This is a genomic window from Streptomyces sp. NPDC028368 (genome assembly GCF_055565615.1).
In genome coordinates, this window is the sequence record NZ_JBVHTY010000003.1 from 26,057 (window position 1) to 44,719 (window position 18,663).

Annotated in this window: 17 protein-coding genes; 8 read left to right on the forward strand and 9 right to left on the reverse strand. The window is 71.5% G+C overall.

The features are described from left to right. Nucleotides 1-10: 10 nt before the first annotated feature. The 5 genes from ACZ4S3_RS07155 to ACZ4S3_RS07175 form a co-directional block, all read right to left on the reverse strand. The gene (locus ACZ4S3_RS07155; RefSeq protein WP_467927447.1) at nt 11-1,048 is read right to left on the reverse strand and encodes a Pvc16 family protein; all 1,038 of its coding nucleotides are present in this window, start codon (nt 1,046-1,048) and stop codon (nt 11-13) included. Between the two features lie 100 nt (nt 1,049-1,148). Further along, nucleotides 1,149-1,952 (reverse strand): hypothetical protein, encoded by an 804-nt coding sequence (locus ACZ4S3_RS07160; protein ID WP_467927450.1) that lies wholly within the window; start codon nt 1,950-1,952, stop codon nt 1,149-1,151. Further along, complete coding sequence (locus ACZ4S3_RS07165; protein ID WP_467927453.1) at nt 1,945-2,697, reverse strand: T4 family baseplate hub assembly chaperone; 753 nt, start codon at nt 2,695-2,697, stop codon at nt 1,945-1,947. Before ACZ4S3_RS07165 ends, ACZ4S3_RS07160 begins: the two co-directional genes overlap by 8 nt. 51 nt (nt 2,698-2,748) lie before the next feature. After that, nucleotides 2,749-3,273 (reverse strand): phage tail protein, encoded by a 525-nt coding sequence (locus ACZ4S3_RS07170; protein WP_467927458.1) that lies wholly within the window; start codon nt 3,271-3,273, stop codon nt 2,749-2,751. A gap of 38 nt (nt 3,274-3,311) precedes the next feature. Continuing rightward, nucleotides 3,312-5,159, reverse strand: a complete 1,848-nt coding sequence (locus tag ACZ4S3_RS07175; RefSeq protein WP_467927461.1) for a phage tail sheath family protein — start codon at nt 5,157-5,159, stop codon at nt 3,312-3,314. Nucleotides 5,160-5,916: 757 nt separating this feature from the next. Between ACZ4S3_RS07175 and sucC the strand changes: the two genes are divergently transcribed. Together sucC and sucD are read left to right on the forward strand one after the other, a co-directional pair. Then, nucleotides 5,917-7,095, forward strand: a complete 1,179-nt coding sequence (gene sucC, locus ACZ4S3_RS07180; protein WP_467927466.1) for an ADP-forming succinate--CoA ligase subunit beta — start codon at nt 5,917-5,919, stop codon at nt 7,093-7,095. A 20-nt stretch (nt 7,096-7,115) separates the two neighbouring features. Beyond that, nucleotides 7,116-8,000, forward strand: coding sequence for a succinate--CoA ligase subunit alpha (gene sucD, locus ACZ4S3_RS07185; RefSeq protein WP_467927468.1), 885 nt, complete (start codon nt 7,116-7,118; stop codon nt 7,998-8,000). Nucleotides 8,001-8,165: 165 nt separating this feature from the next. Here sucD and ACZ4S3_RS07190 read toward each other — a convergent pair whose 3' ends face one another. Beyond that, nucleotides 8,166-9,101, reverse strand: a complete 936-nt coding sequence (locus tag ACZ4S3_RS07190; protein ID WP_467927472.1) for an RNA polymerase sigma factor — start codon at nt 9,099-9,101, stop codon at nt 8,166-8,168. Nucleotides 9,102-9,200: 99 nt separating this feature from the next. On the opposite strand from ACZ4S3_RS07190, the gene ACZ4S3_RS07195 reads away from it, so the two are divergent. Next, nucleotides 9,201-10,595 carry a cell division protein PerM gene (locus ACZ4S3_RS07195; protein WP_467927476.1) on the forward strand — a complete coding sequence of 465 codons (1,395 nt, stop codon included), beginning with the start codon at nt 9,201-9,203 and terminating at the stop codon, nt 10,593-10,595. Between the two features lie 37 nt (nt 10,596-10,632). Here the strand turns inward: ACZ4S3_RS07195 and ACZ4S3_RS07200 are convergent, their stop codons facing one another. Beyond that, entirely contained in the window at nt 10,633-11,565 is a 933-nt protein-coding gene (locus ACZ4S3_RS07200; protein ID WP_467927480.1) for a hypothetical protein, read from the reverse strand. 280 nt (nt 11,566-11,845) lie between these two features. Between ACZ4S3_RS07200 and purN the strand changes: the two genes are divergently transcribed. Beyond that, entirely contained in the window at nt 11,846-12,493 is a 648-nt protein-coding gene (gene purN / locus ACZ4S3_RS07205) for a phosphoribosylglycinamide formyltransferase (protein WP_467927483.1), read from the forward strand. Further along, nucleotides 12,490-14,058, forward strand: coding sequence for a bifunctional phosphoribosylaminoimidazolecarboxamide formyltransferase/IMP cyclohydrolase (gene purH, locus ACZ4S3_RS07210; RefSeq protein WP_467927488.1), 1,569 nt, complete (start codon nt 12,490-12,492; stop codon nt 14,056-14,058). Before purN ends, purH begins: the two co-directional genes overlap by 4 nt. A gap of 68 nt (nt 14,059-14,126) precedes the next feature. Here purH and ACZ4S3_RS07215 read toward each other — a convergent pair whose 3' ends face one another. Together ACZ4S3_RS07215 and ACZ4S3_RS07220 are read right to left on the reverse strand one after the other, a co-directional pair. Continuing rightward, nucleotides 14,127-14,696, reverse strand: a complete 570-nt coding sequence (locus ACZ4S3_RS07215; RefSeq protein WP_467927490.1) for a hypothetical protein — start codon at nt 14,694-14,696, stop codon at nt 14,127-14,129. A gap of 193 nt (nt 14,697-14,889) precedes the next feature. Beyond that, entirely contained in the window at nt 14,890-15,627 is a 738-nt protein-coding gene (locus ACZ4S3_RS07220; protein WP_467927493.1) for an RDD family protein, read from the reverse strand. Nucleotides 15,628-15,869: 242 nt separating this feature from the next. Here ACZ4S3_RS07220 and ACZ4S3_RS07225 point away from each other — a divergent pair, with 242 nt between their 5' ends. The 3 genes from ACZ4S3_RS07225 (at nt 15,870) to ACZ4S3_RS07235 (ending at nt 18,532) form a co-directional block, all read left to right on the forward strand. Further along, nucleotides 15,870-16,724: a bifunctional methylenetetrahydrofolate dehydrogenase/methenyltetrahydrofolate cyclohydrolase gene (locus ACZ4S3_RS07225; protein WP_467927496.1), complete on the forward strand. Its 855-nt coding sequence runs from the start codon at nt 15,870-15,872 to the stop codon at nt 16,722-16,724. A 30-nt stretch (nt 16,725-16,754) separates the two neighbouring features. Continuing rightward, nucleotides 16,755-17,183, forward strand: coding sequence for a DUF3017 domain-containing protein (locus tag ACZ4S3_RS07230; protein ID WP_467927499.1), 429 nt, complete (start codon nt 16,755-16,757; stop codon nt 17,181-17,183). 131 nt (nt 17,184-17,314) lie between these two features. Continuing rightward, nucleotides 17,315-18,532, forward strand: coding sequence for an NADP-dependent isocitrate dehydrogenase (locus tag ACZ4S3_RS07235; RefSeq protein ID WP_467927502.1), 1,218 nt, complete (start codon nt 17,315-17,317; stop codon nt 18,530-18,532). The last annotated feature ends 131 nt before the right edge of the window (nt 18,533-18,663 follow it).

The following is an 18,663-nucleotide window of genomic DNA, read 5'->3' on the forward strand; positions in this document are numbered from 1 at the left end:
GCACGTCTGCTCAGCTCTCCTTGCCGTCGTCCGTACGGCTGGTGCTTCCCTTGCCCGTGTCCTCGGTGCGGCCGGGGCCGCCCTGGCCGCTGTCGGGTGTGGTGGCGGCCCCGCCGGACGCCCTCCGGGTGCGGGTGCGTGAACGTGCGGGCGCCGCAGCCGACTTGGCGTTGCCCGCCGCCGTCTTCTTCGCGACGGCTCGCGTGCTGCCGCCCGACGCGGGCTTCGCCTCAGGTGCCTTGGGCGCAGCCGCCTTCGCGTCGTCCGGCGTGGTTGCGTGGGCGGCCGCGTCCTCCGGCCTCCCGCCCGCTGCCTTCGCCCCGGCTGCCGGCGCGGTCTTCTTCGCCGGCCCCGAGGGAGCAGCCGCCCCCGACGCGCCGTCCCCGGCGCCCCCCTTCCCGCCCGGCACCGAAGACTCCGGCGGCTCCGGCGCCCCCGGCGCCCCGAACGGCAGCACCGTGACGTCCGGCCTCTGCACCGGCTTCGCCGGAACCGGCTTCTGGTGGCCGTCGAGCAGCACCAGCGATGCCTGGTAGACGACCGACAGCGAGTACGGCGTGTTGTTGAGCATCCCCCAGAGCTTGGAGGTCTCGTCGACGTCCATCTGGGTCGGAGTGAAGCGGACCTTCTGCGGGGAATCGGCGAGATCGCTGCCCTCCAGATACGGGCGCTGCGCCGCCTCCTCGATCAACTCCTTCGGCAGCACCGGTATTTCGTGCAGCGTGCGCACCACGCTGCCGATCAGCCGCTGCCCGACCAGCTCGGTCTCCTCGCCGTACGCGCTGATGACGTAGTGCAGGTCGATCGCGGCGGCGGGCCGTTTGAGCAGGGTGCCGTCGGAGGCGCGGGTGACCAGGTCGTTGTTGCGCATCGAGGGGTTGTGCGTGACCTGGTAGAGGAAGACCGTGATCGTCGGGTCCGTCGGCGGGTCGGCCGGCGGCTTACGGGTCTCCACCGAGACGGCCATGTCGATCTCGGGGTGCAGATTGTGCTCGATCAGCAGCGCAAGGGCCTGCGTGACCGTCGCGACGGCGAGTGCGTTGCTCATGAAGTCCGTCCCCCCGAAGCCGCCCCCGGCCCCGTCGTCGTCCCTGTGGCCGTGTCTGTCGTCGTACGTATCGCCGCTGGTGCCGTCCGAGGTGCCACCGTCAGCTGGTCCTTTCCCCGCGCGCCAAGTAGTCCGCCAGGCTCAGCGAGGGCGCCGGCCGCTCCGTACGCGCCGGCCGGCCGGCCGCCGCGGGCCGCTCCGTACCGGCCGCGCTGACCTCCAGACGGCCGATCTGCACATGCACCACCCGCTCGGCGCCGCGCTGCCCGCGCCGCCCGGCGGCCGCGGCCCGCGCGGCAGGACGGGCGGCAGTCGGTACGTCGTCGGTACGCGGGCGCAGCGCCGGGACTGTGGCGGCGGGAGCGGCATCCCCGCCCCGACGGGCGGGCGCGGACGCGGCCGGGTGCGCGGGCCCGCCGTCGTCCGCCCGGCCGGCCGCCCCCCGCCGTGGCCGTACGCCATCCGGCGGCACGCGAAGCGGCCCGGGATCAAGCGCCGCCGCGGGCCGCAGCAGCGGTCCGGCCGGCCGCAGCACGGCCGCGGCCAGGTCGGAAGCCTCCCGCGACGCCGCCTCGCTCCGCAGGACGGTGGTCTGCCGCTCGGTGGTCCTGACCTCCCGCGCGTAGTGGATCTGCGCCCCGTCGAACGGCGAGGTCCGGGGCGCCTGCGGATACAGCGGCGCCGGTTCCTCCGGCTCCGCGGGCGCGCCACGGAGCGCCTCGATGCGCTCGAACGGGCCCGGGAGACGGGGCTGTACGAGCGTGCGCCGGGCCCCGCCGCTACGGCCACCGGACCCGTCCGCATGACCATCGGCCGACCCGGGCAGCTCCGCGAACGGATCCGCGGGGAGCGCCGGCGCATGCCGGACCAGCAGCCGGTCGAAGTAGTCAGCCAGGTCAGGCATCTGCGCACAGCTCCAGGTAGTAGCGGCGCCGCAGCGGGCTCAGCGCCAGGATCTGGGGCTCGCTCCAGCCGTACGCCGAGGCGAGCAGATGGACGTCCAGGAGCACATCGCGCGCCCAGGCGTCCAGTTCGGTCCACAGGTAGGCGGCGATGTCCAGCTCGGCCGGGGTGGCCGCACCGCACTCCGGGCAGGCGATGTTCAGCGTCACCTCGGCGGCCGGATCGGCTTCCTCGGCTGCCTCGGCGAAGCGCTTGAGCACCGGCTCGGGCAGCCGCGCGAACTCCTTCTCGGAGACCTCACGCCCCTCCCGTTCCGCCGAGAGGACACAGCGGGCGCCCAGCAGCCGCCGGGCGTCCTCCGCATCGGCGGCAGCGGAGGAAACCGCCAGGAGATCGGCAGGGCCGGGCAGCCGGAAGTGCACCACCCATTCCCCCTCCCCGACCCGCAGCCCGCCCTCGGGCACCCGCGGCCGCGCACCCATCTCGCCCGCGTCGAGGTCGAACTCCATCGCCTCGCCGCAGTCCGGGTCCGCGCAGTCGAGCGTGACCTGCATCCGCTCGCCGAACAGCGCCCGGCGCAGCGCGAAAAGGTCGGCCGCCCGCTCCCCGAGCGGCACCGACAGCAGTGCGTCGGTGCCGACCCCGGGGCGGGCCGCACGGTGCAGCAACAGGGCCCGGTCGCCGCCCTGCTGGGCCAGCCCGGCCTCCCAGGTGGCCAGCAGTTCAGCGGGCCCGGTGACCGCCATTCCTCACCTCGTCCCGCCGTTCCGCTGCCCAGCGCTCACCCGATGTCCGCCTCAGGCCGGATGCGTGAACGACGGCTCCTCCGGCTCCGGCACCTCGTAGTCCCGCTCCCACCCCTCGCACTCCAGCTTCAGGCTCTGGATGGCGACGGCGTTGGCGTTGGCGTCCAACTCGCCCAGGACCTGGTACTCGCTCGGCCAGGACCGGTAGATCTTGTGCGAGACGGCGACCTGCCCGGCCTCGTTGAGGACCTGGATGACGAGGTCCTTGCGGAAGTCGGCCAGCGAGACCTCGGAGCCGAGGCCGGCGCCGACCTGCCAGACCTTGTTGGCCCAGCGGTCGAACTCCGGGTCGTGGGTGACCCCGCGCTCCAGGGTGATGCCCTCGAATTCCGAGCGGCCCGGGGACTTGCGCGGGGAGCTGGGGTCGCCGCCGTTGCGGTGCTTGACGACCTCGGTGGTGCGCTTCAGCGGGCTGATCTTGCTGACACCCGCGACCGTACGACCGTCCCACAGGACCAGGAACTTGAAGTTCTTGTACGGGTCGAAGCGATGGGCGTTGATCTGAAACTCAGCCATCGGATTCCTTCACGTCCGTTTCCCTCGTGTCCCTGTGCCTAGACGTCGAATTGGCCGGCCATCTGCTGGACCTTGACGATCACGAACTCCGCGGGCTTGACCGGCGCGATCCCGACCACGACATTGACGATGCCGCGCTCGATGTCCTCCTCGGTCGTGGTGTCCTTGTCGCACTTGACGAAGTACGCCTGGCGCGGGGTACCGCCCTTGAACGCGCCCTTCTCGAAGAGCGAGTGCAGGTACGCCGAGGCGTTGAGCCGGATCTGCTGCCAGAGCTGCTCGTTGTTGGGCTCGAAGACGACCCACTGCAGTCCGCGCAGCAGGCTCTCCTCGACATGCAGCGCCAGCCGCCGCACCGGCACGTACTTCCACTCGCTGTCCAGGGCGTCGGCGCCCTGCAGCGTGCGGGCGCCCCACACCAGCGGGCCGGCCATCGGGAACGTACGCAGGCAGTTGATCGCGAGCGGGTTCAGCAGCCCGTTCTCCCGGTCGGTCAGCTGCACGGTGAGGGAGTGCACGCCGGCCAGCCGGGCCTCCGTCCCCGCCGGTGCCTTCCACACTCCGCGCTCGCTGTCCGTACGGGCGATGACGCCCGCGATCGCGCCGGACGGCGGGAAGGAGCGGAGCCGGCCGGAGAGCGGGTCGGTGAGCTGGAGGTGCGGGAAGTACAGGCCGGAGTGGTTGCCGCGGACCGGATCGAAGGCCGCGATGCCGGCGCGGGCGGCGTCCACGCTGCCCCAGGTGGCGGGGGCGTCGACGAGGAGGAAGATGCGGCGTTCCTGGCAGAGGCGTTCGGCCGCGGACAGGACCGTGATCGCCTCGTCGACGTTCTCGTACCCGGCCAGCTCGGGCAGCGCGAGCAGGTTGACGTCGTGGACGTCGCGCAGCGCCTGCAGGCCGCTCTTGCGGGACTCGCTGCCGATGATGTCGAGCGGGCCGGGCGGATCGCCGTCCTCGCCGCCGCACAGCGGGAAGACCGGCGGGTTGACGGAGGCTTCCAGGCCCAGGTCATTGGCGCATTCGCCGAGGAAGCGCACGACGTCGTCCGGGTCGGTGGAACCGGCGACGACCTGGATGCGGCGGCCGAAGGCGGTGACCTCGGCGCCCGCGAAGGCGTGCTTGCCCGGGGCGTCCGGCAGCGTCCGCAGCTTGTGCTCCAGCAGCAGCGCCAGCTCGGTGACGGTGCAGGGCGCCTCGCCGTCGCAGTCCGGGTCGTAGAGCGTGAACTCGCGCTCCACCTCGCCGATCTTGACCGTCAACTCGACGTTCAGATCGGGGAGTTCGTGGTGGAAGGCCTTGGAGACGGTGCCGGACGGGTCCGGGCGGCCCTCGCCGACGACCTGGACGCGGATCAGCGCGGAGCCCGCGTTGATCACCGTCTCGGCGTAGCGGCCGTGACCGGAATCCATGGACAGGCCGGAGAAGGACTCGCGGGCGGTGCCGTGGGCGTCCAGGACCTGAAGGTTGAAGGTCTGGTCCGGGCAGGGAGTGCTGTGGTCGACGGCCAACCGGAGGCCGGAGCCCCAGACGCCCGGCTCCTTGGCGTGCACCTCGAGCACCGGGCACTGACTGTGGCCCTCGGTGGACTCCAGGGTGGCGTGCGCTTCCTTGCCGCTGCCGGCCTTGGTGACCCGGACGATCACGGCGACCGTGCCGCCGTTGCCGAAGAACTGGTGGACGGCGTACGCGACCGGGCTCTGTGCGGTCAGGCCGCCGAAGCGGCGCTCGAAGTCGGCGAAGCTGGTGATCCGTACCGGCTGGTTGAGCGGGCCGCGCCGGGTGTGACCGACGAATGCGGTCACGGATGTGGTGACGGTGGTGATGCTGCGGATGCTGCTGGGAAGCTCTTCGACATAAACGCCGGGATAGGTCGTATGTGTCGGCATTCCCCCTCCAATCCCTTCGGGCACCGAGTGTGACGACACCAAGAAATCGAGAAAGCTGGGAGGGGTGGCGGGAAGAAGGGGGAGGAGAAGCGGGTGCGGAAGAGCCCACGGCCGCCCCCTGCCCGCGGTCGCGCATCCCCCCACTACCCATCAAGTTCCCCCGTCTGCACCCGGTGCGGAGCGATCTGGCGACCGACCTGCACGGGACCAAGCCCGAAGCTTGTGACTCCTGATGCGTATGTATGTGTAAGTGCTCAACGCAGTTTCAGCTGAGGGCAGTTGACGGGTCAAGAGACCTTTCAGGACACCGCCTGCGGAGGTCTTGTGACGATGCCTTGCACCTTCTTCCCAACCGGATTCCCCTCGTCTTCGGAAGCGGAATCGCGTGAGATCGGGCGTGCGGGGATGTACCGGGAGGAGCTCTCGAACGATGTGTGAAGCGGAGGCGCACGACAGGTGACAGCGGAGCCGCCGGCTACCGCGACGGCGCCGAAAAGCGGCCGGCCGCATGCGGAAAACCGGGGGAGGCGTAAGTTGGCCAAAAGATCTGTGACCGTAATCACCGCCGCAGTGTGATCTGTGATTTAGGGCCTCAGGTCCTGCGGCGATAACCTGCGAGACGGACATGCCGCGTATCCGGACACCGTGTACGCCTCCCCAGTGACAGCGCCGTCACGTTGCCCTTCGCGGCACGCCCATCGCAGACAACGATCCGCGATCACTACGGCGATTCTGAGAAGACAAGGGACGGACGCGCGTGGACCTGTTCGAGTACCAGGCGAGGGACCTCTTCGCCAAGCACGGTGTACCGGTGCTGGCCGGTGAAGTCATCGACACGCCTGAGGCAGCCCGCGAGGCGACCGAGCGGCTGGGCGGCAAGTCCGTCATCAAGGCGCAGGTGAAGGTCGGCGGCCGTGGCAAGGCCGGCGGCGTCAAGCTGGCAGCCACCCCGGACGAGGCCGTCGCTCGCGCGACGGACATCCTCGGCATGGACATCAAGGGCCACACGGTCCACAAGGTGATGATCGCCGAGACCGCGCCGGAGATTGCCGAGGAGTACTACGTCTCGTACCTCCTCGACCGCACCAACCGCACCTTCCTGGCCATGGCCTCCGTCCAGGGCGGCGTGGAGATCGAGGTCGTCGCGGAGGAGAACCCCGACGCCCTCGCGAAGGTCCCGGTCGACGCCAACGAGGGCGTCTCGATCGAGAAGGCCCGCGAGATCGTCGCCCAGGCGAAGTTCCCGGCCGAGGTCGCCGAGCAGGTTGCCGAGATCCTGGTCACCCTGTGGAAGACCTTCATCGACGAGGACGCGCTCCTCGTCGAGGTCAACCCGCTCGCGAAGGTGGCCGACGGCCGCGTCATCGCCCTCGACGGCAAGGTGTCCCTGGACGAGAACGCCGAGTTCCGCCAGCCGGAGCACGAGGCGCTCGAGGACAAGGACGCAGCCAACCCGCTCGAGGCTGCGGCCAAGGCCAAGGGTCTGAACTACGTCAAGCTCGAGGGCCAGGTCGGCATCATCGGCAACGGCGCGGGTCTCGTCATGAGCACCCTGGACGTCGTCGCGTACGCCGGTGAGAACCACGGCAACGTCAAGCCCGCCAACTTCCTCGACATCGGCGGCGGCGCCTCGGCCGAGGTCATGGCGAACGGCCTGGAGATCATCCTCGGCGACCCGGACGTCAAGTCCGTCTTCGTCAACGTCTTCGGCGGCATCACCGCCTGTGACGAGGTCGCCAAGGGCATCGTCCAGGCGCTGGAGCTGCTCAAGTCCAAGGGCGAGGACGTCAGCAAGCCGCTGGTCGTGCGCCTCGACGGCAACAACGCCGAGCTGGGTCGCAAGATCCTGTCGGACGCGAACCACCCGCTGGTCCAGCGCGTGGACACGATGGACGGTGCGGCCGACAAGGCCGCCGAGCTGGCCGCGGCCAAGTAAGGGACGAGGACACCAACACCATGGCTATCTTCCTCACCAAGGACAGCAAGGTCATCGTCCAGGGGATGACCGGCGCCACCGGTATGAAGCACACCAAGCTCATGCTCGGTGACGGCAGCAACATCGTCGGCGGCGTGAACCCCCGCAAGGCCGGCACGTCCGTCGACTTCGACGGCACCGAGGTCCCGGTCTTCGGCAGCGTCGCCGAGGCGATGGAGAAGACGGGCGCCAACGTCTCCGTCCTCTTCGTGCCGCCGGCCTTCGCCAAGGCCGCCGTCGTCGAGGCGATCGACGCCGAGATCCCGCTCGCCGTCGTCATCACCGAGGGCATTGCCGTCCACGACTCCGCCGCCTTCTGGGCGTACGCGAAGTCCAAGGGCAACAAGACCCGCATCATCGGCCCGAACTGCCCCGGCCTGATCACCCCCGGCCAGTCCAACGCCGGCATCATCCCGGGCGACATCACCAAGCCCGGCCGCATCGGTCTGGTGTCGAAGTCCGGCACGCTGACCTACCAGATGATGTACGAGCTGCGTGACCTCGGCTTCTCCTCGGCCGTCGGCATCGGTGGCGACCCGGTCATCGGCACCACGCACATCGACGCCCTCGCGGCGTTCGAGGCGGACCCCGACACCGACCTGATCGTGATGATCGGCGAGATCGGCGGCGACGCCGAGGAGCGTGCGGCCGACTTCATCAAGGCCAACGTCACCAAGCCGGTCGTCGGCTACGTCGCGGGCTTCACCGCGCCCGAGGGCAAGACCATGGGCCACGCCGGCGCCATCGTCTCCGGCTCCTCCGGCACCGCCCAGGCGAAGAAGGAGGCCCTCGAGGCCGCCGGCGTCAAGGTCGGCAAGACCCCGTCGGAGACCGCGCGCCTGGCCCGCGAGATCCTCGGCGGCTGATTGCGCCACGCGGCACCGCCGGACCCGTCCTGCGGCGCAGTGCCTGCAGTGCAGATACGGACGCGGGCCCGTACCCCCTGGTGGGTGCGGGCCCGCGTCCGTTGCGGCTCCAAGGGCTCCGGGGCTCCGGTGGCTCCAGGGCTCCGGCGGCTCGGGTGGCTCCGGCTAGCGGAGGCCGGGGGTCAGGCGGGCCTGGGCGGGGTGGGTACGGCCGCTCGGATGCTTGCGGGTGCCCTGCCCGGCCTCAACGCCCGGTTTGGCGGGCCCGCTTCGCTCGGCCCGCTCCGCGGGCGCGGCCGACTTCGTGGCGGGCCGATGCGGCGGTGTGTAGCGGGCCGGCGCGGTGAACACCGTCAGTACGGTCGTCGCCGTGACCAGGCCGGTCAGGCCGAGCGCGGCCCCGGTGGTCCACCGGACGGTGCGCGCGCTCCCGGTCCGTACGGCCCGGGGGGTGGGCACCTTGACCTCCTGCGCGGCGGCCAGCTCGGTGAGCCGGGCCCGCAGCAGCTCGCCCTGACGGACCGGCGACCGGCCGTCCAGCCCCAGCTCCGGGAGCTGTTCGGCGAGCCGGTCCCGCGCATGCATCAGCCGTCCGGCCGCCGCGGGCGAGCTGGCCTCCACCTCGGCCGCCGTTTCGTACAGGCCGAGACCCACCCCGTCGTGCAGCAGCAGTGTGCGGCGGTAGGAGGCGGGCAGCTCCAGCAACGCGTGCAGCAGGGCGCGGTCCTCGGGTGCCGAGGCTTTGAGGGTGATCCGGCGCCTGGGGCGGAAGCGGTGCCAGGGCGACAGCGCATACTCATACGCCGCCGCCCGTACCCAGCCCGCCGGATCCTCGTCCGCCGCCACCTCCGGCCACTGCTGCCACGCCTGCTGGAACGCCCGCTCGACGGCCCGCCGCGCGAGCCGGGGCCGCCCGGTGAGCAGAAAGGCCTGGCGGATCAGGGTGTCGGCATGCCGGGTACAGAGCGCGTCGAAGGCGGCGGACGGGGTGGGGACGGGGGTGACGGGCGCGGACTCGGGCGCAGGTTCGGACTCGGGCGCAGGTTCGGGTTCGGGCGCCGGTTCGGGCGCGGGGGTCGGTTTCCGCTTGCGCTTGCTCATATCAGCAGTGTGGAAAAAGGCTATATCCCTGCACAGTGCGACACGTCGGGCATTCCGTCACTACTCGGATGAAACGGGTGTTATTGGCAGCATGGCCATGTGAGCCAGCAGACCGCGCAACGCTCCTCCACCTCCCTCGGCGCCGCCTTCGCCGGCGGAGTACTGGCCGCCGGCCTCGGCCTCGGTGCGCTGGTTGTGGCCGTCCTGCTGCTCTGGGTCGCGTCCCCGTCCCCCGACGGCAACCTCTCCCGCGCCCTGCATCTGTCCGCCGACCTGTGGCTGCTCGCCCACGGCGGCAGCCTCGTACGCGACGCCACCCTGTCCGGCACCCCGGCGCCGCTCGCCGTGACCCCGCTGCTGCTCGCCGTCCTCCCCGCCTGGCTGCTGCACCGGGCCGCCCGCCACGCCCTGTCGACGGCCGCCGAACCCCGGCGCCCGCTCGGCGCGCTGCTGACCGGTTATCTGACGGTGGCGGTGGCGACGGTGCCGTACGCCTCGACCGGTCCGCTGCGGGCCGCCCCGCTCAGTGCCCTCTTCTGGGTACCGGCCACCGCGGCCGCCGTCCTCGCCGTCACCGCCTGGCGCATCCTCGGCCGCGCCGGCGCCTGCCTGCTGCCCGCCCCGCTCCGCCGGCTCCCGGCCCGCCTTCCGGACGGCGTACGGGACATCCTCGAAGGCCCCCGGCTCGCCGCCGCGTTCCGGGCCGCCACCGCCGCCACCCTCACCCTGCTCGCCGCCGGCGTCCTGCTGACCCTCCTCGCCCTCGCCCTGCACGCGGGCACCGCCCAACACGACCTCTGCCGTCTCGCCCGGGACTGGGCGGGCCGCGGCACGGTGCTGCTGCTGTGCCTGCTGCTGCTGCCGAACGCGGCCGTCTGGGGCGCGGCATACGGGCTCGGGCCGGGGTTCATGGTCGGGGCGGGCGGCGCCGTCGGACCGCTGGGTACGTCCGGCCGTCCGGCGCTCCCGCACTTCCCGCTGCTCAGCGGCCTGCCGGAGCCGGGCGCCGGCGGCCCGCTGACCTGGGTCGTGGCCGCGGTGCCGGTGGCCGCGGGGGTGCTGCTCGCCCGCTACGTGGCCCGCCCCGCGGCCGCCCCCGGCTCCCCGGCCGGGCCCTGGACCGCGCGGACGACCGCCTCCGTGGCCGCCCTGGGCTCCGGCCTGTGCGGCGTGGCGACGGCGGTGCCGGCGGCGGTGTCGGGCGGGGCGATGGGCAGTGCCGCGCTGGCCGACTTCGGCCCCAGCTGGTGGCTCACGGGACTCGCGGCGACGGGGTGGACGCTGCTGGTCGGGGTCCCGGGGGCGCTGGGGCTGCGGGCCTGGCAGCTGCGGAAGGCCGCCCGGTCGCCGGCGGCCGCGGTCCCGCCGGCGGCCGCGCTCCCCGCACCCGCGTCCGGACCGCCCCCGGAGGCGGCGCCGGCCGCCGAGTCCGTACCGGCCGCCCGCTCGGCCCCCGCCGAAGCGGAGGAGCGCGACCCGACCACCACCGCCTGAGCCGGGCGCGCCATTTTCTGAGCCGGGCGGCGCCGTCCTACTGCTGCGTGGTGCCCAGCAGCGGCCGCAGTTCCCTGGGCAGCAGCTGCTCGCAGGACTTGCCCGCCTGCTGGGTCAGGGCGTCGTCCACGCAGGTGAAGTAGTCGCGGTAGACGATGTGGACGGTGAAGGTCGCGGCCACCATCATCAGCGCCAGCGCGCCGGTCACCAGACCGGCGATGGCCGCGGTGGTCTGCGGCCGGGTGGAGACCGGTCCGGACGGGCCGCCGGGCGGCTGCCCCGGGCCGGGAGCGGGCGCCGGGCGGCCCTCCATCGCCGCGGTGGTCGCCGTCGCGGCCGCCTTCGCGGCGCCCGGCTTGGCGCGCAGCGAGCTGACGCCCCAGTAGAGGGCCAGCGCGCCCAGCAGCAGCGAGACCTCCGGCAGGCTGAAGAGCACGAAGAAGAACGACCACATGCCGGAGAGCAGCGCGTAGCGGGCGCGGCGCTGGGCCGGATCGGTGGGGTCCCAGCGCAGCCCGCCCGGTCCGCCGCCGGGCCCGCCCTGCCCGCCGCCCTGCTGCGTGCCGCGGCCGCCGGTCCGGGAGCCGAATCCGCCGCTCTGCCGCCCCGGCTGCCGGCTGCTCCACTGGCTGCCCCAGGTCGGCGACGGCTCGTCCGGCGGCGACTGCTCCTGATCGCCGTCGTCCCCCTGGCCGTGCGGATGACGCGGCCGCCACTCCTGGTCGGGGGCGTCGGCCGGCGGGGCGGCGAAGGGATTGTCCTGGTCCGGGGTGTGCGCGCGACGGCGCTTGCCGCCCGCATCCGGGGTGCCTGGGGAGTCCGGCGAGTCCGGGGACCCGGGGCCGCCGGAATCGGGGGAGGGGCTGCCCGGCGAGGAGGACGACGACTTGCGCTCGCGCAGCAGGACCGCCCCCGGCGTGGTGGCGGGCAGCAGAAGCAGGAGGGCCGCGCTGCGGCGTCGGTCCGTCATCTGGAGTGCGTCTTCCCCTTGTCTCGTCCGTACGCGGGCCAACTGGCCCCAGCGCCCGGTTACCACGAACTGCATGCAGTCTTACGCCTGACGCTACCTCCCGTGCCCGCCCCCGTCCCGCGGGGGCCGCTCGGTGTGCCGGTATCGTTGCTGACGGTCGGCGCCTTCGTAGGGTTCCCCGTATTTGCGGTACCCACGGCTTTGTACGACCACACAAAACGCGTGCGACCACGCAAAGCACGTGAGATCACCGCACGCGAGACCGAGAAAGAGCCCCGCCGTGGCTTCCTCCCCAGCCCCCACCCAGCCCGCCCGACCGGCGCGCCTGGTCGTCCTCGTCTCCGGTTCGGGTACGAACCTGCAGGCGCTGCTGGACGCCATCGCCGAGCAGGGCCCGGACACCTACGGCGCCGAGATCGTGGCCGTCGGCGCCGACCGCGGCGCCATCGCCGGGCTGGAGCGCGCCGAAGCGGCCGGCCTGCCGACGTACATCTGCCGGGTCAAGGACCACGACAGCCGCGAGGCCTGGGACGCGGCGCTCACCGAGGCGACCGCCGCCCATGAGCCCGACCTCGTCGTCTCGGCCGGCTTCATGAAGATCCTCGGGAAGGAATTCCTGGCCCGCTTCGGCGGCCGGATCCTCAACACCCACCCGGCGCTGCTGCCGAGTTTTCCCGGTGCCCATGGCGTGCGCGACGCGCTCGCGTACGGCGCGAAGGTCACCGGATGCACCGTCCACTTCGTCGACGACGGCGTCGACACCGGCCCGATCATCGCCCAAGGTGTGGTCGAGGTCCGGGACGAGGACGACGAATCCGCGCTGCATGAGCGCATCAAGGAAGTCGAGCGATCGCTGCTCGTCGAGGTCGTGGGGCGTCTGGCCCGGCACGGCTACCGCATTGAGGGACGAAAGGTACGTATCTCGTGACCGCCACCGAAGGCACGCAGCGCCCCATCCGGCGCGCGCTGGTCAGCGTCTATGACAAGTCCGGTCTGGAGGAGCTGGCGCAGGGGCTGCACGCGGCGGGCGTCCAGCTCGTCTCCACCGGCTCGACGGCCGGGAAGATCGCCGCTGCCGGAGTGCCGGTCACCAAGGTCGAGGAGCTCACCGGTTTCCCGGAATGCCTCGACGGCCGGGTCAAGACCCTGCACCCCAAGGTGCACGCCGGCATCCTCGCCGACCTGCGCCTGGAGGACCACCGGCGGCAGCTCGCCGACCTCGGCGTGGAGCCGTTCGACCTGGTGATCGTCAACCTCTACCCGTTCCGGGAGACCGTCGCCTCCGGCGCCACCCCCGACGAGTGCGTGGAGCAGATCGACATCGGCGGCCCCTCGATGGTCCGCGCCGCCGCCAAGAACCACCCGTCGGTGGCCGTCGTCGTCAACCCCGCCCGCTACGGCGATGTCCTCGACGCGGTCGCTGCCGGCGGCTTCGACCTCGCCGCCCGCAAGCGGCTGGCCGCCGAGGCGTTCCAGCACACCGCCGCGTACGACGTGGCCGTCGCCTCCTGGTTCGCCGACGACTACGCCGCCGCCGACGACTCCGGCTTCCCCGAGTTCCTCGGCGCCACGTACTCCCGCAAGAACGTCCTGCGGTACGGCGAGAACCCGCACCAGGGCGCCGCGCTGTACGTGGACGGCACCGGCGGCGGCCTCGCCGACGCCGAGCAGCTGCACGGCAAGGAGATGTCCTACAACAACTTCACGGACACCGAGGCCGCCCGCCGGGCCGCCTACGACCAGTCCGAGCCGTGCGTGGCGATCATCAAGCACGCCAACCCCTGCGGTATCGCGGTCGGCGCGGATGTCGCCGAGGCGCACCGCAAGGCGCACGAGTGCGACCCGCTGTCCGCGTTCGGCGGTGTGATCGCCGTCAACCGTCCGGTCTCGCGGGCGATGGCCGAGCAGGTCGCGGAGATCTTCACCGAGGTCATCGTGGCGCCGGACTACGAGGACGGCGCGATCGAGGCGCTGTCCCGGAAGAAGAACATCCGCGTCCTGCGCTGCCCTGACGCCCCGTCGAACCCCGTCGAGGTCAAGGCCATCGACGGCGGCGCCCTCCTCCAGGTCACCGACCGCCTGCAGGCCGAGGGCGACGACCCGGCGACCTGGACGCTGGCCGCCGGCGAGGCGCTGTCCGCCGAGGAGCTGGCCGAGCTGTCCTTCGCCTGGTGCGCGAGCCGCGCGGTGAAGTCCAACGCGATCCTGCTCGCCAAGGACGGCGCCACGGTCGGCGTCGGCATGGGCCAGGTCAACCGCGTGGACTCGGCGAAGCTGGCCGTGCAGCGCGCCGGCGAGGAGCGGGCGCGCGGCTCCTACGCCGCCTCGGACGCCTTCTTCCCCTTCCCCGACGGCTTCGAGGTGCTCGCCGAGGCCGGCGTCAAGGCGGTGGCCCAGCCCGGCGGTTCGATCCGCGACGAACTCGTCGTCGAGGCCGCCAAGAAGGCCGGCGTGACGATGTACTTCACGGGGACGCGGCACTTCTTCCACTGACCGGCGAACACAACGGGCCCGGCGGATCGCTCCGCCGGGCCCGTTGTGCTGCCGGGAACCGCGTGATGTCAGTAACGCGGCCTGTTGAACCAGGCGTTGCCGTCGTCCTTGGAGACGAAGACGATGACCAGGATCCCCAGGGCGGTGTGCACCAGGCCGACGGGGAAGGCGACAAAGCTGGCCAGGGTGTTGGCGACGCCGAAGATGATGGTCGTGATGCGGACGCCGTTGCCGCCCTTGCCGAACTGCGCGGCGCAGGTGATCGCCACCACCGTGAAGATCACGATCAGCACGATCAGGGCAATCATCACGCCCTTGCCGACGTTCAGCATGTCCGTGCTGTCCGCGCTGGCGAACTCCGAGGTCTGCTTGGAGGCCTTGCTGATGCTGCTCAGGCCGACCACCGCGCCGACGAGGCCGATGAGGTTCAGACCGGCGAGCACGAACAGCATGATGCGCGCCGCCTTCACCCCTCCTGGCATCCCGTTCAGCACCGGACCGCCCGGCATGCCGCCGCCGGGCATGCCGCCGCCCGGGTAGGGCCCGTACGGCGACGGCTGCGGCGGCTGCTGCGGATAGCCGTATCCGGGCTGCTGGCCCGGCGGCGGGCCGTAGGGATTCTGATTCGGGTAGCTCACGAGCGGTGTCCTTCAGACGTCTTGACCGGATATCGGCTTGCGCTGATGTCAAAGAAGTATGGCGGCAGCGGGGTTTTGATGCCCCGGCGATGTCGCGTACAGCGCCGCGAAGGCCCCAATCGCGGCGATGCGAGGGGGCCTTCGGGGTGGTGGAGCAGGGGACCGGCCGAAGTGGGGCCGGTCGGGCGGGCACTTACTGGGCGCGGACGACCACGGTGCCGACGATCTTGTCGGCGAAGGTCTGGTTCTTCTCGTCCCACAGCGGCCACCAGTAGCCCAGGCCACACAGCGGGGAGTCCAGGAAGTGGCAGATCTTGCGGCCGAAGGCCAGACCGAAGCCGAGCGCCTGGCCGTTGCTCTCGCGGACCACCCGGATCTTCAGAGCCTTCTTGCCGGGCGTCTGGCCGGTGCTGCCTTCCTTGGCGACAAGGAAGATGCCGCCGGCGATCGCGCACAGCCAGGCGATCAGGCTGAGGATGAGGACGATGGTCGGCGCACCGGAGTTCGCCACCTCCGCGTTGCACGAGTAGTCGTCGTAGGCGCAGGTCTTGACGGACGAGGTCGCGACAACTATCGAGATGATGCCGACGATGATCGGCACCGCGCCCACGATCAGACCGTCGAGCAGCGCGGCACCGACGCGGGCCCCCCAGCTGGCGAAGGCCGTCGGCACGCCCGGCATGCCGATCTGACCGGGGTAACCCGGCTGCTGCGGGTAGCCGTAGCCCGGCGCGGCCTGCTGCTGCGGGTAGCCGTACTGGCCCGGCTGCTGCTGCGGGGCGCCGTACGGGGCCTGCGGCGGCGTCTGCTGCGGGTAGCCGTAGCCCGGCTGGCCGCCCTGCGGGGGCACGCCCGGCTGCTGCTGGGGAGCACCGTACGGGGCCTGCGGCGGCTGCTGGCCGTAAGGGTTGTTCGGATCGCCGAAGCTCATCTGGTGTTTTCCTCCGTGTGGGTCAGTGGGGGACGACGCGGCGTGACTCGGAGGAAAAACAGGTTTCACTGGCCCGCCCCCGACGATGCCTGCGGCACTGCGCGACAATCCTTCTATTTGCGGCTTGGCTCTGTCCAGTCAAGACCTGAAGGCGTTGTGCAAGTGCAATGATCAATTCCGGCCAGCGGCGTCCCGCGTGCCCTGATTGGAACGTGGCCGCCCTCATCCGGGAGGATGGGGGCATGACTGCCCAGATTCTCGATGGCAAGGCCACCGCCGCAGCGATCAAGTCCGAGCTCGCCGTCCGCGTTGAGGCGCTGAAGGCCAAGGGCGTCCAGCCCGGCCTGGGCACTCTCCTGGTCGGCGACGACCCCGGCAGCCGCTGGTACGTCAACGGCAAGCACCGCGACTGCGCCCAGGTCGGCATCGCCTCCATCCAGCGCGAACTGCCCGAAACGGCCACCCAGGAAGAGATCGAGGCGGTCGTCCGGGAGCTGAACGACGACCCGGCCTGCACCGGCTACATCGTCCAACTCCCGCTCCCCAAGGGCATCGACGCCAACCGCGTCCTGGAGCTGATGGACCCCGCCAAGGACGCCGACGGCCTGCACCCGATGAGCCTGGGCAAGCTGGTGCTCGGCGTCGAGGGCCCGCTGCCCTGCACCCCGTACGGCATCGTCCAGCTGCTGCGCCATCACGGCGTGGAGATCAAGGGCGCGGACGTGGTCGTGGTCGGCCGCGGCATCACCATCGGCCGCCCGATGCCGCTGGTGCTGACCCGCAAGTCCGAGAACGCCACGGTGACCCAGTGTCACACCGGCACCCGGGACCTGTCCGCGCACCTCAAGCAGGCCGACATCATCGTCGCCGCAGCCGGTGTGCCGCACATCATCAAGCCCGAGGACGTCAAGCCGGGCGCGGCCGTCCTGGACGTCGGCGTCAGCCGCGACGAGGCGGGCAAGATCGTCGGCGATGTGCACCCGGGCGTCGCCGAGGTGGCCGGCTGGGTCGCCCCGAACCCGGGCGGTGTCGGTCCGATGACCCGCGCCCAGCTGCTGGTCAATGTCGTCGAGGCCGCCGAACGCGCGGCCGGCTGACCCGTACCCGACCCGAAGGGAGCGCCCCGTATGGCTGCCGATGCGCACTCCGAACAGGCGTCCGAGCCGCAGCGCTCCTCGCGCCGCTTCCCGTCGCTGACCCGGGACACCGCCCGGCCGGAAGGCGGCGGCCGCGCCGCCTCCGGCGGTCATCCCGCGCCCGCCCGGCAGTGGCCGCTGCTGACCGTCCTGGCCGGTGTCGCGGCCGGTCTGCTGCTGGTCGCGGTCGATGCCTTCCGCATCGGGACGATCGTGATCGGCCTGTCCCTGCTGGCGGGGGCGGCCCTGCGCTGGGCGCTCCCGTCGGTCGGCATGCTGGCCGTACGGTCCCGCTTCACCGACCTGGCGACCTACGGGCTGCTCGGTTTCGTGATCGTGATGCTGGCGCTGATGGTGCAGCCCAAGCCGTGGATCCACATTCCGTTCCTGGACGACATCGTTCACTTCACCGTGCGGTAGCCGGGTTCCGCGTTTCGGGAGCGCCGTCGCGTAACTTGATGACGCAATGTCTTGATGACGCAATGTCGTGACGTCGGCACGGTCCGTCGATTCCGCCGAGCCGGCCGGAGCGCGAGAGGGACGTCCGCCGCATGGCCAAGATCAAGGTAGTCAACCCCGTCGTCGAGATCGACGGCGACGAGATGACCCGCATCATCTGGTCCTTCATCAAGGACAAGCTGATCCTCCCGTATCTCGATATCGACCTGAAGTACTTCGACCTCGGCATCGAGCACCGTGACGCCACCCACGACCAGGTGACCCTCGACGCCGCGCACGCCATCCAGCGGTACGGAGTCGGGGTGAAATGCGCCACCATCACCCCGGACGAGGCGCGGGTCGAGGAGTTCAACCTCAAGGCGATGTACCACTCGCCGAACGCCACCATCCGCAACGTTCTCGGCGGCGTCATCTTCCGCGAGCCGATCATCATGGCGAACGTGCCGCGGCTGGTCCCGGGCTGGACCCGGCCGATCATCGTCGGCCGGCACGCCTACGGCGACCAGTACCGCGCCACCGAGCTGCGGGTCCCCGGCGCCGGCACGCTCACCCTGACCTTCATCCCGAAGGACGGCTCCGAACCGGTCGAGCTGGAGGTCCATGAGTTCCCGGGCTCCGGCGTGGCGCTGGCGATGTACAACCACGACGAGTCGATCCGCGACTTCGCCCGCGCCTCGTTCCGCTACGCCCTGTCCCGCGGCTACCCCGTCTACCTGTCCACGAAGAACACCGTCCTGAAGAAGTACGACGGCCGCTTCAAGGAACTCTTCCAGGAGGCCTTCGACGCCGAGTTCGCCGAGGACTTCCGGGCCAAGGGGCTGACGTACGAGCACCGCCTGATCGACGACATGGTCGCCATGGCCCTCAAGTCGGCCGGCGGCTACGTCTGGGCTTGCAAGAACTACGACGGCGACGTCCAGTCCGACAGCATCGCCCAGGGGTTCGGCTCGCTCGGCCTGATGACGTCCGTCCTGATGTCCCCCGACGGCCGCACCGTCGAGGCCGAGGCCGCCCACGGCACCGTCACCCGCCACTACCGCCAGCACCAGCAGGGCAAGGCCACCTCGACCAACCCGATCGCCTCCATCTTCGCCTGGACCCGGGGCCTGGCCCATCGGGGCAGGCTGGACGGCACCCCGGAGGTCACCCGGTTCGCGGAGATGCTGGAGCGGGTCTGCATCGAGACCGTCGAGGGTGGCCGAATGACCAAGGATCTGGCCCTGCTCATCTCGAAGGACTCGCCGTGGCTGACCACGGAGCAGTTCCTGGATGCGCTGGAGACCAACCTGCGGGCACGGATGACCGCTTGAGTCTTTCCTTCCGGCCCTGCGGAAGGCGGCCTGCTCGTGGCGCAGGAGGGGCCGTCGCGGGCACCTCGGAAGTCAACTGCCGCCAGGTGGCGGGCAGTTGCCCGGCGTAGTGCCCGTCCGTCGCCCGGACG